This is a genomic window from Pseudochrobactrum albidum, assembly GCF_051851455.1.
GTDB lineage: Bacteria > Pseudomonadota > Alphaproteobacteria > Rhizobiales > Rhizobiaceae > Pseudochrobactrum.
This window is the reverse complement of record NZ_JBPVTR010000005.1, coordinates 1-13,177: the sequence shown is the minus strand read 5'-3', so window position 1 is coordinate 13,177 and position 13,177 is coordinate 1. Positions and strand designations below refer to the sequence as shown.

The 13,177-nt window shown below is 49.4% G+C and carries 14 protein-coding genes and 1 pseudogene; 8 read left to right on the top strand and 7 right to left on the bottom strand.

All coding sequences use genetic code 11. From position 1 onward, the window contains the following. The 3 genes and pseudogenes from ACSTTO_RS00145 to ACSTTO_RS00135 form a co-directional block, all read left to right on the top strand. On the top strand, positions 1 to 129 hold a 129-nt coding region (locus tag ACSTTO_RS00145; RefSeq protein WP_439271103.1), incomplete at its 5' end, for a transposase. Between the two features lie 51 nt (positions 130 to 180). After that, positions 181 to 392, top strand: a pseudogene (locus ACSTTO_RS00140) (ArsR/SmtB family transcription factor); the annotation flags it as partial. 8 nt (positions 393 to 400) lie between these two features. After that, complete coding sequence (locus tag ACSTTO_RS00135; protein ID WP_439271101.1) at positions 401 to 529, top strand: SRPBCC family protein; 129 nt, start codon at positions 401 to 403, stop codon at positions 527 to 529. 247 nt (positions 530 to 776) lie between these two features. On the opposite strand, the gene cysK is transcribed toward ACSTTO_RS00135, so the two are convergent. After that, positions 777 to 1,745, bottom strand: coding sequence for a cysteine synthase A (gene cysK / locus ACSTTO_RS00130; protein ID WP_439271100.1), 969 nt, complete (start codon positions 1,743 to 1,745; stop codon positions 777 to 779). Between the two features lie 319 nt (positions 1,746 to 2,064). Between cysK and ACSTTO_RS00125 the strand changes: the two genes are divergently transcribed. After that, positions 2,065 to 2,514, top strand: a complete 450-nt coding sequence (locus tag ACSTTO_RS00125; protein ID WP_439271099.1) for a universal stress protein — start codon at positions 2,065 to 2,067, stop codon at positions 2,512 to 2,514. Positions 2,515 to 2,607: 93 nt separating this feature from the next. On the opposite strand, the gene typA is transcribed toward ACSTTO_RS00125, so the two are convergent. From typA to ACSTTO_RS00105, 4 genes are all read right to left on the bottom strand, one after another. Next, on the bottom strand, positions 2,608 to 4,425 hold the full coding sequence (gene typA / locus ACSTTO_RS00120) for a translational GTPase TypA (RefSeq protein WP_439271098.1): 1,818 nt from the start codon (positions 4,423 to 4,425) through the stop codon (positions 2,608 to 2,610). Positions 4,426 to 4,706: 281 nt separating this feature from the next. Beyond that, positions 4,707 to 6,095, bottom strand: coding sequence for a magnesium transporter (gene mgtE / locus ACSTTO_RS00115; protein WP_439271097.1), 1,389 nt, complete (start codon positions 6,093 to 6,095; stop codon positions 4,707 to 4,709). A gap of 282 nt (positions 6,096 to 6,377) precedes the next feature. After that, the gene (locus ACSTTO_RS00110; protein ID WP_439271096.1) at positions 6,378 to 7,631 is read right to left on the bottom strand and encodes a multidrug effflux MFS transporter; all 1,254 of its coding nucleotides are present in this window, start codon (positions 7,629 to 7,631) and stop codon (positions 6,378 to 6,380) included. A gap of 49 nt (positions 7,632 to 7,680) precedes the next feature. Next, positions 7,681 to 8,148, bottom strand: coding sequence for a MarR family winged helix-turn-helix transcriptional regulator (locus ACSTTO_RS00105; protein WP_439271095.1), 468 nt, complete (start codon positions 8,146 to 8,148; stop codon positions 7,681 to 7,683). A gap of 136 nt (positions 8,149 to 8,284) precedes the next feature. Between ACSTTO_RS00105 and ACSTTO_RS00100 the strand changes: the two genes are divergently transcribed. Continuing rightward, a complete protein-coding gene (locus tag ACSTTO_RS00100) occupies positions 8,285 to 10,339 on the top strand; it encodes a M3 family metallopeptidase (protein WP_439271102.1) in 2,055 nt (684 codons plus the stop codon). A gap of 54 nt (positions 10,340 to 10,393) precedes the next feature. Here ACSTTO_RS00100 and ACSTTO_RS00095 read toward each other — a convergent pair whose 3' ends face one another. Together ACSTTO_RS00095 and ACSTTO_RS00090 are read right to left on the bottom strand one after the other, a co-directional pair. Next, positions 10,394 to 10,600: a DUF1737 domain-containing protein gene (locus ACSTTO_RS00095; RefSeq protein WP_439271094.1), complete on the bottom strand. Its 207-nt coding sequence runs from the start codon at positions 10,598 to 10,600 to the stop codon at positions 10,394 to 10,396. A gap of 35 nt (positions 10,601 to 10,635) precedes the next feature. Beyond that, positions 10,636 to 11,508 (bottom strand): HpcH/HpaI aldolase/citrate lyase family protein, encoded by an 873-nt coding sequence (locus ACSTTO_RS00090; RefSeq protein ID WP_439271093.1) that lies wholly within the window; start codon positions 11,506 to 11,508, stop codon positions 10,636 to 10,638. 253 nt (positions 11,509 to 11,761) lie between these two features. Here ACSTTO_RS00090 and leuD point away from each other — a divergent pair, with 253 nt between their 5' ends. From leuD to ACSTTO_RS00075, 3 genes are all read left to right on the top strand, one after another. Beyond that, positions 11,762 to 12,367, top strand: a complete 606-nt coding sequence (gene leuD / locus ACSTTO_RS00085) for a 3-isopropylmalate dehydratase small subunit (RefSeq protein WP_439271092.1) — start codon at positions 11,762 to 11,764, stop codon at positions 12,365 to 12,367. Between the two features lie 142 nt (positions 12,368 to 12,509). Next, positions 12,510 to 12,929 (top strand): metallopeptidase family protein, encoded by a 420-nt coding sequence (locus ACSTTO_RS00080; RefSeq protein WP_439271091.1) that lies wholly within the window; start codon positions 12,510 to 12,512, stop codon positions 12,927 to 12,929. Between the two features lie 64 nt (positions 12,930 to 12,993). Next, positions 12,994 to 13,177: hypothetical protein (locus tag ACSTTO_RS00075; protein WP_439271090.1), on the top strand; the 184-nt coding region annotated here is incomplete at its 3' end.

The window sequence follows — 13,177 nt, the reverse complement described above, 5'->3', positions numbered from 1 at the left end:
AAAATTGAGAATATGTTCGGAAAACTCAAAGACTGGCGACGCATCCATACTCGCTACGACCGATGCGCGCACACCTTCTTCTCATCCATCTGCATCGCTGCAACCGTCATCTTCTGGCTAAATCAATGAGTCCTGAGCTTAGCCATTAACTTAAGTTTTGGATTTGTTATAGTTAGCCATATGGGAAACAATGGTTGTGAACTGAACGCTGTCTTTCATGCGCTGGCGGATCCGACCCGCAGAGCGGTTATTCAGCGGCTTGGCCGGGGTCAGCAACAGTGCGTGAGCTGGCTGCGCCATTTAATATGGCTTTGCCGTCTTTTGTAAAACATATCGCTGTGCTTGAAGCATCAGGCCTTATTGGCTCGAAAAAAATTGGCCGCGTCCGGACATACATACCATGGTTCAGACGATTGTGACTTATAAATCCGCAACCGATCTTCAGACAGTTATTGATATGGGAATGAAAGAGGGATTGACCTCGGCTCTGGAGCGTCTTGATGAATTGCTCCGCTCTTTCAAAGAGTAATATGCGCTATAAGTGTGTTTTTCGTAACAGAAAAATAAAAGAAAAATAAAAGAAAAATGCTGATTTGAGTGAGCCTGAATGTTCTGCTAATCAATCAATCCATTAAATGATAGTAAAAAACGACAAATATTATGGATTTCATTTGTTAAAGCCGGTGTTTGAACTGCCGACTTCATAGTCGGATACCAATCCAACCTTCGGAGAGCAGTTCATTGAACCGTTTTTTGTTTGGAATAACAATTTTTTATCAGCTATCCAAGCCGTCAAACAATGCTGTTGAGAGATAACGCTCGGCAAAAGACGGAATAATGATAATAATATTTTTGCCCTTATTTTCAGAGCGTCCGCCAATTTCAACTGCGGCTTTAAGTGCCGCACCGGAAGATATACCAACCGGAATACCTTCAATCCTGGCAATTTGGCGGGCATAGCTGAAAGCATCTTCATTGGCGACCTGAATGATCTCGTCATAAATGCCGGTATCCAGTGTTTTGGGGGCAAAGCCTGCGCCAATACCCTGAATTTTATGCGGCCCGGGATTGCCGCCCGATAATACGGGCGAATCTTTTGGCTCAACCGCTATAACCCTGAAGGATGGTTTGCGCCCTTTGATGATCTGGCCGATACCGGTGATCGTGCCGCCGGTGCCGATACCGGATATAAGAATATCGGCTTCACCATTGGTATCATTCCAGATTTCTTCAGCCGTGGTTTTGCGGTGGATTTCGGGATTAGCCGGGTTTTCAAACTGCTGCGGAATAACGGCATCCGGATTGCCGGCCGCAAGTTCCTCAGCTTTTGCAATCGCCCCTTTCATGCCTTTGGCGCCTTCAGTGAGAACCAGCTCTGCGCCAAGCAGTTTGAGCAGCTTCCTCCGCTCAACGGACATGGTCTCCGGCATGGTGAGGATGAGCTTGTAACCTTTGGCTGCTGCGGCAAAAGCCAATGCAATGCCGGTATTGCCCGATGTCGGCTCAATAAAGGTGGTTTTGCCCGGCACGGCTTTGCCTTCAGCTTCCAATGCTTCAATCATGGCCAGACCGATACGGTCTTTAACACTGGCCAACGGGTTAAAAAACTCCAGCTTGACCAGAAGATTAGCGACAACTCCATTTTCGCGTGCGAATTTATCAATACGCACCAGCGGTGTATTGCCGATTGTTTCAACAATGGAAGAGTAAATGCGGCCACGTCCTGGCTTGTTCGAATCGCTCATTGCAAATCTCCTGATCTTTTTATCAAAGCATAGAGCCTGATGCTGCCTGATTATAGAAGCAGCCTTGCAGATTGGGTGTTTATATTAGAATAATATTCTAATTTTATGCAGATAAAGGTCGTGTTTTGCATGAATGGCAAATATTAGCCCGTATTGTCATTTTATAAAAATAATGAGCCGGAGCCTTGAAAAAATTGATTGCAATCAATGGAATTTGTTCTGTTAAAGCGTAAAAGAATAATATGATATATGTCTGACACAGCCGCATGACAGCCTTTATAAATCGCAGGCGGTAGGTGCAAAAAAGAAAGGCAAGAAAATGTATCAGCATATTTTGGTTGCAACGGATGGTTCCGAACTTGCCAATAAAGGTTTGGAACAGGCAATTGGCCTGGCCAGGGAGCTTGCGGCAAAAATAACGGTTGTTACCGTTACAGATCTGTTCCCGAGCTATGGCATTGTTGTGGCTCCGGGCTTGAGCACATCGCCGGAAATTTTTGAAGAATATCGTGAATCCATGGCTGAACAGGCCAAGGCAATAGTGCAGCAGGCACTGACAAAAGCACGCGATGCCGGCGTGATTGCTGAAGGCCTGCATATTGAAAATCAATCACCCGCTGCAGGCATTGTTGAGGCGGCTGAAACCCATAAGGCAGAGCTGATTGTGATTGCCTCGCATGGTCGCCGCGGCGTAAACAAGCTGCTGCTTGGCAGTCAGGCTGCGGAAGTCTTATCTTTGAGCAAAATTCCGGTTCTTGTTGTTAAATAGATCCAGATATTAAATATTGACCGGCTTTATTTATAAGCCAGCAGATAAGATCTAAAAAAAACGGCGCTGAAAGCGCCGTTTTTATTGCAAATTTTAAAGGCCGCGGTTTTTTTCAAAACGCTTGCGTTCATTCGGATCAAGATAAAGCTTGCGCAGACGGATGGATTTTGGCGTTACTTCCATCAGCTCATCATCCTGAATCCATGACAAGGCGCGCTCCAGCGTCATACGGATCGGCGGGGTCAGTTTTACTGCCTCATCCTTGCCTGATGCGCGCATATTTGTCAGTTTTTTGCCTTTAAGCACATTGACTTCAAGATCATTATCGCGGGTATGAATACCAACAATCATGCCCTGATAAACCTTGGTGCCGGCATCAATGATCATCGGGCCGCGATCTTCAAGATTGAACATTGCATAGGCAACAGATTCGCCCTGATCATTGGAGATAAGAACACCGTTGTTACGGCCGCCGATCTCACCTTTATAAGGCTGATATTCATGGAACAGGCGGTTCATGATTGCTGTGCCGCGGGTATCGGTAAGAAGTTCCGACTGATAACCGATCAGGCCGCGGGTTGGTGCATAAAATACCAGACGTACCCGGTCACCGCCTGAGGGGCGCAGTTCAACCATTTCCGCCTTGCGTTCAGACATTTTCTGAACAACTGTTCCGGAATATTCCTCGTCAACGTCAATAACGACTTCTTCCACCGGCTCCAGCAGGGTGCCGTTCTCATCTTTTTTCATCACAACACGCGGCCGTGAAATGCTCAGCTCAAAACCCTCACGGCGCATATTTTCAATGAGAACCGCAAGCTGTAATTCACCGCGGCCTGAAACATAGAAAGAATCCTTGTCTTCCGATTCTTCAATTTTCAGGGCAACGGAACCTTCAGCCTCTTTGAGCAGACGATCACGAATCACACGGCTGGTGACCTTATCGCCCTCAGTGCCGGCCAGCGGACTGTCATTGACGATAAAGGACATGGTAACAGTGGGCGGATCAATGGGTTGCGCCTTCATAGCGACATTGATGGAAGGGTCGCAGAAAGTATCTGCAACCGTACCTTTGGAAAGCCCGGCAATAGCCACAATATCGCCTGCCACGCCTTCTTCAATGGCGGTACGTTCCAGGCCGCGGAAAGCGAGAATTTTGGAAACGCGCCCCTGTTCAAGCAATTTGCCGTCCTGACTGAGCACCTTAACCGTTTGGTTTGGCTTCAATGTGCCGGAATGGATGCGGCCGGTGATGATGCGGCCAAGAAACGGATCTGCTTCCAGAATTGTGCCGATCATTGAGAACGGGCCTTCAGCAACTTTTGGCTCCGGCACATGTTTCAAAATAAGATCGAAAAGCGGTGCCAGACCCTGATCCTTTGGGCCCTCCGGACTTTCGGCCATCCAGCCATTGCGGCCTGAACCGTAAAGAATCGGGAAGTCGAGCTGTTCATCTGTTGCATCAAGTGCTGCAAACAGATCGAAAACCTCATTGATCACTTCCTCATGGCGGCCATCCGGACGGTCAATCTTGTTGATCGCCACAATCGGACGCAGGCCGATCTTGAGCGCCTTGCTGACCACAAATTTGGTTTGCGGCATAGGGCCTTCAGCGGAATCCACCAGTACCACCACGCCGTCAACCATCGACAGGATACGCTCAACCTCGCCGCCGAAATCGGCGTGTCCCGGCGTATCAACAATATTGATGCGGGTGCCTTTCCAGACAACGGATGTTGCCTTGGCAAGAATGGTAATGCCGCGTTCACGTTCGATGTCATTGGAATCCATCATACGTTCGGCAACGCGTTGATTGTCACGGAAAACGCCGGACTGTTTCAGAAGTTCGTCGACCAGTGTGGTTTTACCGTGGTCAACATGTGCGATGATCGCGATGTTGCGCAATTGCATTGAGTATTACTCTGAATAGGGGGTTGGGACGCCTGAGGATAAACCGGGTAAACGCCGCAGATAATGGGCCGCTCTTACAGGTTTTTCGCTCATTTTAAAAGGGGGAGGGCCCATTTTAACCTTGCGCTTTTCTCAGATCTGCCCTGCAAAGCCTGCATAAAAACCGGTAAAGCTGCAAACAGACGGGCGGAAAGGCTTGAAAATTCAGGCTTTGTAAGCCTTTGAAACTGCCGCCCGTTTTGCCGGATGCTAAAACGGGCGGCAATTCCTTATCTGATTTTTTATAAAAGTGTCCCGGTGAGGAAGAGAACCGCAACGCTGAAATAGATCACCAGCCCCATCACATCCACCAGTGTGGCAACAAACGGCGCGGAGGCGCTGGCAGGGTCAAGGCCTATGCGTTGCAGGATAAATGGCAGCATTGAGCCGGAGAGAGAGCCGAACATGACAATGCCGATCAGGGCAACGCCGATTGTAATACCAATTAAAATCCAATGTTCACCATAATCGTAAAGGCCGGTTTTCTGCCAAATGGCAATGCGTATAAAGCCGATCAGCCCGAGCATGGCGCCAAGGGCAAAGCCGGTTGGCAGTTCCCGCAGCGCCACACGCCACCAGTCCCCAAGCTTAAGATCGCGCAGTGCAAGGGCGCGGATTAAAAGCGAGGTTGCCTGCGAGCCGGAATTACCGCCGGAGCTCATGATCAGCGGAATGAACAGCGCCAGCACAATGGCTTTTTCCAGCTCCACTTCAAAATGCTGCATGGCGCTGGCGGTGAGCATCTCACTCAGGAACAGGATACAGAGCCAGCCGCCGCGTTTGCGCAGCATTTCAAAAAAACCGATCTGCATATAAGGCTTGGTAAAAGCCTCCATACCACCATATTTATAGGCATCTTCAGAGGTTTCTTCGATCATGGCATCCAGCACGTCATCCACGGTGACAATGCCAAGCAGATGATGATGCTCGTCAATAACAGGAATAGCCAGCAGGTCATGCTTGCGAAACAGGCGGGAGACCTCTTCCTGATCCATCAGCGGCGGTACTGTGAGCGGTGTCTGATCGCGGCCGACTTCTGCGATGCTGGCCTTGGGGTCTGCAATGATAAGACGGCGCAGTGAAACCACATATTTAAGAACACGGGATACCGGATCCTCCACATAAATGGCATAGACCGTCTCGCGCGAACGCTCCACCCGCCGGATATGCGCCAATGTCTGTTCCACCGTCCAAGTGCTCGGCACGGCGATAAATTCTGTCGTCATCAGCCCGCCGGCTGTATCTGCCGGATAGCCCATCAGTTTTTTCAGGGCTGCTTTGGTATCGGGTGCCAGCAGGGAGAACAGGCGATTGCGCGACGGCCAGTCCAGTTCGCGAAAAATATCCGTGGCGCGGTCAGCAGACATACCATTGAGAATGGCGCCGGCACGGGCATCATCGAGGCTGTCAATTATCTGATTGGCATAATGCAGTTCCGGCTGGTCAAACAGCAAAACAGCCTGATCTGCCGCAACAGAGCGAAACAGCGCAACCTGATCGTCAAGATCAAGTTCGTTGATCAGTTCAACCGCATCACCGGTATGCAATTGTGTAACCTGCTCCAGCAGGCTGGAAATTGCCAGATTGGTTGTATCGGAAGCAGCATTATTGGTGCCGGTATTATTATTCATTGGCTTGCCTCTCTGTCGATCCGCCGTCATGACAGACCGTGACAAGCCAACCGCCTTAAACGATCAGGTCAGGGTCGCCGATGACGGCATAAACAATCGACTGTAACTGTCGCTGGGCATAAGAGTAGAACTCCGGTTAATATGTGGCCTGCCTTTTAAAGAGGACGGCCTTGCGGTGTTTTTGTGCTCTTGTGCAGGCGATGTCAACCCTTAACATATAGTCCTGTGTTTATTGCGGTTTTCTGCCCTGCCTGTGTGGCTGTGGTTCAGCTATCTGGTATTTCATTGTTTTACAGAAATTTTATGAATGATCGGGTGATCGGGCAGTTTAAAACGCTGCCACAGCCAATAGCTGATAAGTGCTAACAGCCCCATTAGCGGCAGCAATGTGGCCATGGCCAGAACAGGATCGCCCATGGAGGCGGAGATAAAGCCGCCGACAAGGCCGCCGCCCATCTGAAAAAAGCCCATCAAGGCTGAGGCTGAACCGGCAATTTGCGGAAAAGGCGCAAGAGCTGCCGTGGTCATTTGCGGGGTGAGAAAGGCAATCCCCATTACAAACAGCCCCATTGGTAGCATGACAAGAAGATAGCCCGGCTCATAAATGCGCAGCAAAACAGCCAGAAGCAGGCTGGCAGAACAGGTGCAGAGCAGCCCGATGCAGGACATTTGCAATATGCTGAGCCTTTGCATAAGAAGCCGGTATAAAATGCCGCCGGAAATATAAAAGGCGGTTTGCAGCAGCATGCCAATGCCAAACTGGCTGGGGGACAAACCCACACGCGTCATCAAAATGAAAGGCATGATGGTGGCTGATGTGTAAAGCGCGCCGGTGGCGCCGGTGAGAACCAGACTTGCAAACAGGAAATGCGGGGTTTTCAGCAGGCTGAAATAGGATTTGAGCAAGGCGTGCGGGGCAACACGTGAGCGGTCAGGCGTGCCGGTTTCCTGCACAAAGAGCAGCATCATGGCAATAACAGCCGCCCCCTGCAGCACCATAACCAGAAAAATCGCATGCCAGCCGAAAAACTCCAGCGTCAAGCCGCCAAGTGTGGGGCCGATGGCAGGGCCGATAGAGAGCACAATGCCAATCAGATTCATCACCCGCGCGGAACGCTCACTGGTGAAAAGATCCCGCACAATAGCACGTGACATGGTAACGCCGACGGCTGCGCCTACCCCTTGCAGGAGGCGCGCAAGAATCATGATTTCAATTGTCGGGGCGAGCAATGCAAGAATACTGGCAGCAAGATAAATTGCCATGAATAAAATGGTAATCGGTTTGCGGCCATAACCATCTGACAGCGGGCCGCAAATGAGCTGCGCAAAGCAGAAACCGCCGAAATAGGCCGTGAGTGTCAGTTTGACTGCAGATTCTGTCGTGTGAAAATCCGTTACAATATCCGGCATGGCCGGTGTGTAGAGCGACAGGGCCAGCGGGCCGATGGCTGCAAGAAACCCGCCGACAAAACCGACACGCCGTTCCGACATGATTGTGAGGGGGGAGGAGGTGGAATGGGGGATTTTATCGTGCATGGGAGGCTTGTTAATAAAGAACTATATACAGATTCTATATTGATGCAGTTCAGCTTTTGCGGTTTTGCTGATTGATCTGTCTGAGATGCGCGCGCACCGTCAGCAGGTTTTTGAGAAATCCCTGCCATTCTTCAGGCGGCAATGCCTGAGCCGCCTCGGCAATTGTTTGTTTCGATATATCTTTAAGCGCATCAAGCACCGGCACCGCAGCATCATTGAGAAAAATAAGCTTGGCGCGGCGGTCATCAGGATCTGCCTCGCGGCGCAAAAGATTGCGATTTTCCAACCTGTCGAGATAGCCGGACAAGGTCATTGCCTCAATATTCATGTTCTCGGCCAAAACAGACTGGCGTGCCGGCTGATAGCGCGCCACATGCACCAGAGTGCGCGCCTCGCACGGGGTGAGATCAAGACCGGCAGAGATGATTTTGCGCTCCCGCTCAAGGGTGAATAAGCGGCTGATATCATAGACCACAAAGCCGAAACTGTCGGGATCGTAGGATTTGCCTGTAAACATAGTAAGGTATCCTTATAATAAGTATTACTTATTATTTTTTCTTCCGCACGTCAATTATCTGTATAAATGGCTTGTGGGAGATAGCGGGCTTGCTTAAATGCAGAAAGATATTGCAAGTGAACCGGAGAATGTGACAATGGCGCAGGACAATCATATAACGCCCGCTTATGCAGCTCTTAGCAAATGGAGCGGGCCGCTTGGTTTGCCGGATTTCAGCAAATTTTCCGATAGCGATTTCAAAACCGCTTTTGATATTGCGCTGGAAAAAGACTGGGCGGATGTTGAGGCTGTTATCCTTAATCCGGATGCGCCGACAATTGAGAATACGCTGAAAGCCCTGCAGCTTTCCGGCCGCGACCTGTCTCATATCTCAGCAATTTTCTGGATGCGGGCAGGCGCGCATACCAATGCTGATATTCAGGCGCTGGAACGTGAAATTGCGCCGAAAATGTCCCGTCACAGCTCCCGCATTATGATGAATGAGGCGTTGTTTGCCCGTCTTGATGCACTTTATCAAAACCGTGCCGGTCTTGATCTGGATGAAGAGACCCTGCGCGTTCTGGAAAAGAGCTGGAAAGCCTTTGTGCGCAATGGCGCCCGCCTTGATGCACAGGATAAAGCGCGGCTGGCGGATATTAATGAAAAGCTGGCAGGGCTTGGCGCAGCCTTCGGCCAGAATGTGTTGAAAGATGAGGCCTCATGGGCTTTGTATATTACAGATGAGGCCGAGCTTGCAGGTTTGCCGGAACAATTGCGCGCTGCCATGAAGGCTGCAGCAGCAGAGCGGGGCAGGGGTGATGCCTGGGCGGTAACGCTTTCGCGTGCGATTGTTGAGCCGTTTTTGACATTCTCATCGATGCGCTCCTTGCGTGAAAAAGCCTATGATGCCTGGGCAAAGCGCGGTGAAAATGGCGGAGAAACCGATAACCGCTCTTTGGTTGCCGAGATTATTGCCTTGCGTGATGAAAAGGCAAAATTGCTGGGCTATGCAAATTTTGCGGCTTTCAAGCTTGATGACACGATGGCAAAAACACCGGATGCGGTGATGGACCTGCTGCTGCCGGTATGGGATAAGGCCAGACAGCGCGCTGCAGAGGAACAGGCCGGCCTTGAAAAGCTGATTGCCGGTGAAGGGCTTAACCATCCGCTGGCTGGCTGGGACTGGCGCTATTATGCAGAAAAATTGCGTGCTGAACGTTTTGCCTTTGATGAGGGGGATCTTAAACCCTATCTGCAGCTTGATAAGATGATTGAGGCAGCCTTTGATGTTGCCACCCGCTTGTTCGGCCTGACATTCAAAGAACATCAGGGCATTAAGACCTGGCATCCTGATGTGCGTGTGTGGGAAGTGCTGAACGCTGATGGCGCGCGGCGGGGTTTGTTTCTTGGCGATTATTTTGCCCGTCAAAGCAAACGTTCCGGTGCATGGATGAGCGCCTTGCAGGTATCTCATCGCCTTAATGGCGGGCAGCAGCCGATCATCTATAATGTGATGAATTTTGCTAAGCCACCCAAAGGTGAGGCGGCTTTGTTATCGCTGGATGATGCACATACGCTGTTTCATGAATTTGGCCACGCCCTGCACGGATTGCTCAGCAATGTAACATGGCCTGCGGTTTCCGGCACTGCTGTTTCGCGTGATTTTGTGGAACTGCCGTCGCAGCTTTATGAGCATTGGCTGACAGAGCGTCCGGTGCTGGAGAAATTTGCCGTTCATTACAAGACCGGCGAGCCGATTCCGCAGGCGCTGATTGATAAGGTGCAGGAAGCTTCTACTTTCAATGCCGGCTTCAATACAGTGGAATTTACGTCATCGGCACTGGTGGATATGGCCTTTCATACCAGTGAAACACCGATAACCGATCCGCTGGCTTTTGAAGCGGATGTATTGAAAAAACTCAATATGCCTGATGCGATTATCATGCGCCACCGCACACCGCATTTTCTGCATGTATTTGGGGGTGATGGATATTCTGCCGGTTATTATTCCTATATGTGGTCGGAAGTGCTGGATGCCGATGTTTTTGCTGCCTTTGAAGAAAGCGGCGATGTCTTCAGTCCTGAACTGGCGCAAAAGCTGAAAACCTATATTTACGCGGCAGGCGGTTCGAAAGATCCTGAAGAGCTGTACAAGACATTTCGCGGAAGGATGCCAAGCCCGCAGGCCATGATTGAAAAACGCGGTCTTTAATAAACAAAGCCCCTGCAGATTTACCTGCAGGGGCTTTTTCCTGATTATATTTTGTCAAAAGCTGCCGAGCTTGATATCCGGCGAATATTCATGCCCTTCAACGGTTTTGGTTACGGCCTGGCCGCAATACATTCTCTTTTCTTCAGAATTATAGCTGTGGCTTGGCGAGCCATAGAGCATCCAGCCTTTATTGAGGGCTTCGGTAACGCGGTGGCAGAAGGAAGAATCATCGGGACCGGTGAGAAAACGATAAAGCTGCATATTAGTCTCCTGTTATCTGTGCGAATCTGCAATGATCAGCCAGCCCGCGCCAAAATGCGCCTGGCCTGGTGTATATGTAACCGCTCAATCATTGAACCATTCAGCGCAATCGCTCCTTTATCATTGTTTTCCGGCAGGCTGAATGCGGCAATAACCTGTTCTGCCCATTTTATTTCATTCTCATCCGGCCTGAAAGCGTTCAGGGCAATATTGATCTGGCAGGGATGAATCAGGGTTTTACCATCAAAGCCCAGCATTGCCGCCTGTTCACATTCGGCTTTAAAACCCTCAAGATTTTGAAAATTATTATAAACACCATCCAGTATACCAATGCCGCCTGCGCGCGCTGCAAGAATGATCTGCATCATCCAGGGGAGTAAAGCGCTGCGTTGATTGGTGGTTTTCACACCCGTACTCAAGGCAATATCATTGGTGCCGATAATAAAACACTGCAGCCTTGCAGCCGATTTGTGCGCAAGACGGGCAATTTCATCAGCGTTGAGAATGCCGCGGGGTGTTTCAATCATTGCCCAGATAGCAAGCCCTTCCGGCGCATCACATTTATCCAGATGGCGGGCAACCTCAATAAGTTGTTGAGGAGTTTCTGTCTTAGATAAAATAACAGCCTGCAGCCCGAGTTCCACCGCAAGTTTCAGATCATCATAGCCCCATAGCGTATCCAGCGGATTGATGCGTAATGCCCGTATGGGATGCGCAAGGGGAGCCGGATGATGGGGCTGGAAGAAGCTGCGCAGATTATTCCGTGCAGCCGGTTTCATTTCACTGGCAACAGAATCTTCCAGATCATAAATAATCACATCCGCATTGAGTGAGGCACTTTTTATCAGGTTTTTTTTGTTGCTGGCAGGTACATAGAGAACAGCGCGGCGCGGTTGATAATGTGTCACTCGGTAAAGCTCCCTGAATGTAATGGTTGTATTATTTTAAATCGTAAATAGCGCTTATCTTTGCCGAATCTTGTGTATATTGTGAATAATAAGCAATCAATGAAACCCGCTTTATTTTGTGTCCTGATGGATTGATTTTGAGCATGGTGCGGCACTTCGCGTGAGATTTACCCCTTTTCAGGCCTTTGACTCTGTGAAAAGCTGGTGTAAAGCACACTCAGACAAGTATTTTGACTTACAGGTTGCGAGCCCGATGGAAAAATTCACCAAGCTTACCGGCGTTGCCGCTCCGTTGCCGATTATCAATATCGATACGGATATGATCATCCCTAAGGATTATCTGAAGACAATCAAGCGTACTGGTCTTGGTAAAGGTCTTTTTGCGGAAATGCGCTTTAATGAGGATGGTTCGGAAAATCCGGACTTTGTTCTGAACAAGCCAGCCTATCGTCATGCGCAAATTCTGGTTGCGGGTGATAATTTCGGGTGCGGTTCATCGCGTGAACATGCGCCGTGGGCATTGCTCGATTTTGGTATTCGCTGCGTGATCTCAACTTCTTTTGCAGATATTTTTTATAATAACTGCTTTAAAAATGGTATTCTGCCAATCAAGGTTTCTCCGGAAAATCTTGAGAAACTGATGGATGATGCATCTCGCGGTGCCAATGCCACACTGACTGTTGATCTTGAATCAATGACAATTTCCGGTCCGGATGGCGGTTCAATCAGTTTTGATCTGGATGAGTTTAAACGCTACTGTATGCTCAATGGTCTGGATGATATTGGTCTGACAATGGAAAAGGCAGATAATATTTCAGTCTTCGAGGCTAAGAATTCTGAAAACCGCCCCTGGGCCTGATCTGTTTCAGGCCCACCCTTGGCAATCTGCTCATCAGGGCTTATATCACGGTTGAAACCACGCTGCAGATGGCTGTCAGCGTGGTTTTTTCATGAAAATTTATGCGGATCAAAGTTTATAACAATGAGGCAAAAAGTAAGAGATGGTTCAGACTGATCTGAGCGGAGACTGGGGCAACAGGCTTGCCCCGTCGATAGACGAATTAAAATCGCTGGCGCTGAATGCTTATGCACATATGCCGGATGATTTTCGTGCGCTCAGTCCGCAAATCCGTATTGAAGTCAGCGATTTTCCTGATGAGCAGGTGATGGAGGATCTCGATCTTGATACGCCTTACGATATTCTCTGCCTGTTTGAAGGCCGCGGCGTTGGTGAACGTTTCCGCCTGAAAAAGCCGGAAGGGCCGGAACTTTTAACATTATATCGCCGGGCGATTCTGGACTACTGGAGCGAGAATACGGAGACACTGGGAGAGATCATCAGTCATATCTTGCTGCATGAGATCGGCCAGAGTCTGGGATTGTCTGAAGAGGAAATGGAAAAGTTCAGCATACAACATTGATCAATATTATTTATCTGCGCTTTGTGCCTTGTATCGGAAGGCTCGCATCACAATATAAAGGTGTGTGGCGAATCTGGCGATTTTGCATCGCGAAACCTTTCTTAATTTTCCCTTAAATAACGGTTTTTTCCCTGTGGAAAGAAAGTTTGTGTTTTGTGTTGTTTTTTTATTTTTGAGTGTTGACAGTTTTGTTTATGGGGGTCTATATAGCGCCACAACGAGGGCGGCCTTGCTGCTAGCGGCAGGGA